Source organism: Herpetosiphon sp., assembly GCF_003512625.1.
GTDB classification, from domain to species: Bacteria; Chloroflexota; Chloroflexia; order Chloroflexales; family Herpetosiphonaceae; genus Herpetosiphon; species Herpetosiphon aurantiacus.
Genome location: NZ_DOPT01000005.1, coordinates 9,536 through 10,966, shown reverse-complemented (window position 1 = coordinate 10,966; position 1,431 = coordinate 9,536). Strand labels below are relative to the sequence as shown.

The 1,431-nt window shown below is 51.4% G+C and carries 2 protein-coding genes; both read left to right on the top strand.

The window, feature by feature from the left end; all coding sequences use genetic code 11:
- Positions 1-686 (top strand): urease subunit alpha (locus tag DEF47_RS01100; RefSeq protein ID WP_287044918.1); only part of this gene is annotated, 686 nt, incomplete at its 5' end.
- A 12-nt stretch (positions 687-698) separates the two neighbouring features.
- Complete coding sequence (gene ureG, locus DEF47_RS01095; protein WP_012189992.1) at positions 699-1,358, top strand: urease accessory protein UreG; 660 nt, start codon at positions 699-701, stop codon at positions 1,356-1,358.
- Positions 1,359-1,431 lie beyond the last annotated feature (73 nt).

Below are 1,431 nucleotides of genomic sequence, written 5' to 3'. Positions count from 1 at the left end.
AAACCATCGCCGCCGAAGATATTTTGCATGATCTGGGAGTGATTAGCATGATCTCCAGCGATTCGCAGGCGATGGGTCGGGTTGGCGAAGTGGTGACCCGCACATGGCAAACTGCCCACAAAATGAAGGTTCAGCGTGGTGCGTTGCTTGGCGATTCAGCTCGCAACGATAATCAACGGGTCAAGCGTTATATTGCCAAATACACGATCAATCCAGCCTTAGCTCATGGCATTGCCCACGAAGTTGGCTCGATTGAGCCAGGTAAATTGGCTGATTTGGTGTTGTGGCAGCCGGCCTTTTTTGGCGTAAAACCTGAAATTATTGTCAAAGGTGGCTTGATTGCTTGGAATGCCATGGGCGATGCTAATGCTTCGATTCCCACGCCGCAGCCTGTGCTCTATCGCCCGATGTTTGGGGCTTTTGGCGGGGCGCTTGGTGCAACGAGTTTGACCTTTGTTTCAGCCGCCGCTCATGAATCAGGCATTGGTCAACAATTGAATTTACAAAAAGTGACTTCGGCGGTGCGCGGTTGCCGCAGCGTCCAAAAAGCCGATTTAATCCACAACAACGCTACTCCGCTGATCGAAGTTGATCCCGAAACTTATGCGGTACGTGCTGATGGTGAGCTATTGACCTGCGAGCCAGCTACGAGTTTGCCCTTGGCGCAGCGCTATTTCTTATTCTAAAATGAGGAAATTATGACCGAACAATTATTACGAATTGGGATTGCTGGACCTGTGGGCAGTGGCAAAACTGCCTTAGCCCACTGCTTGACCAGCCATCTGACCAAACGCTACTCTGTGGCGGTGGTGACCAATGATATTTACACCAAAGAGGATGCTGAATTTTTGCTGCGCCAAGGTGTCTTGCCTGCTGAGCGGGTGCGTGGCGTGGAAACTGGCGGCTGCCCGCATTCAGCGATTCGCGATGATGCCTCGATGAACCTCGAAGCGATTGCTGATTTGTGCGCAACCCTGCCCGATTTGCAGATCGTGTTTGTTGAGAGCGGCGGCGACAATCTGGCGGCCTCGTTCAGCCCAGAGTTGGTCGATTATTGGATTTATGTGATTGATGTGGCTGGTGGTGATAAAGTGCCTCGCAAGGGTGGCCCTGGCGTAACCCGCTCCGATTTACTGGTGATCAACAAAATCGATCTGGCAGAGTTGGTTGGCGCTTCGCTTGATGTGATGAATCACGATGCCAAGCAGATGCGTGGCGAATTACCGCTGGTGTTTACCAACCTCAAAGATGAGACAGGTTTAGATCAGGTGATTGCTTGGATCGATCACGTCTATGCATCGCCACGGCCTGAGCCAATCCATGTTCACGACGATCATCATCACCATCATCACCATTAAATCGAGCTAGTCTAACTGTTGTCGTTTCTTGGGTTTGTAATATATGTATGCCCTCACCCCCGTCCCCTCTCCC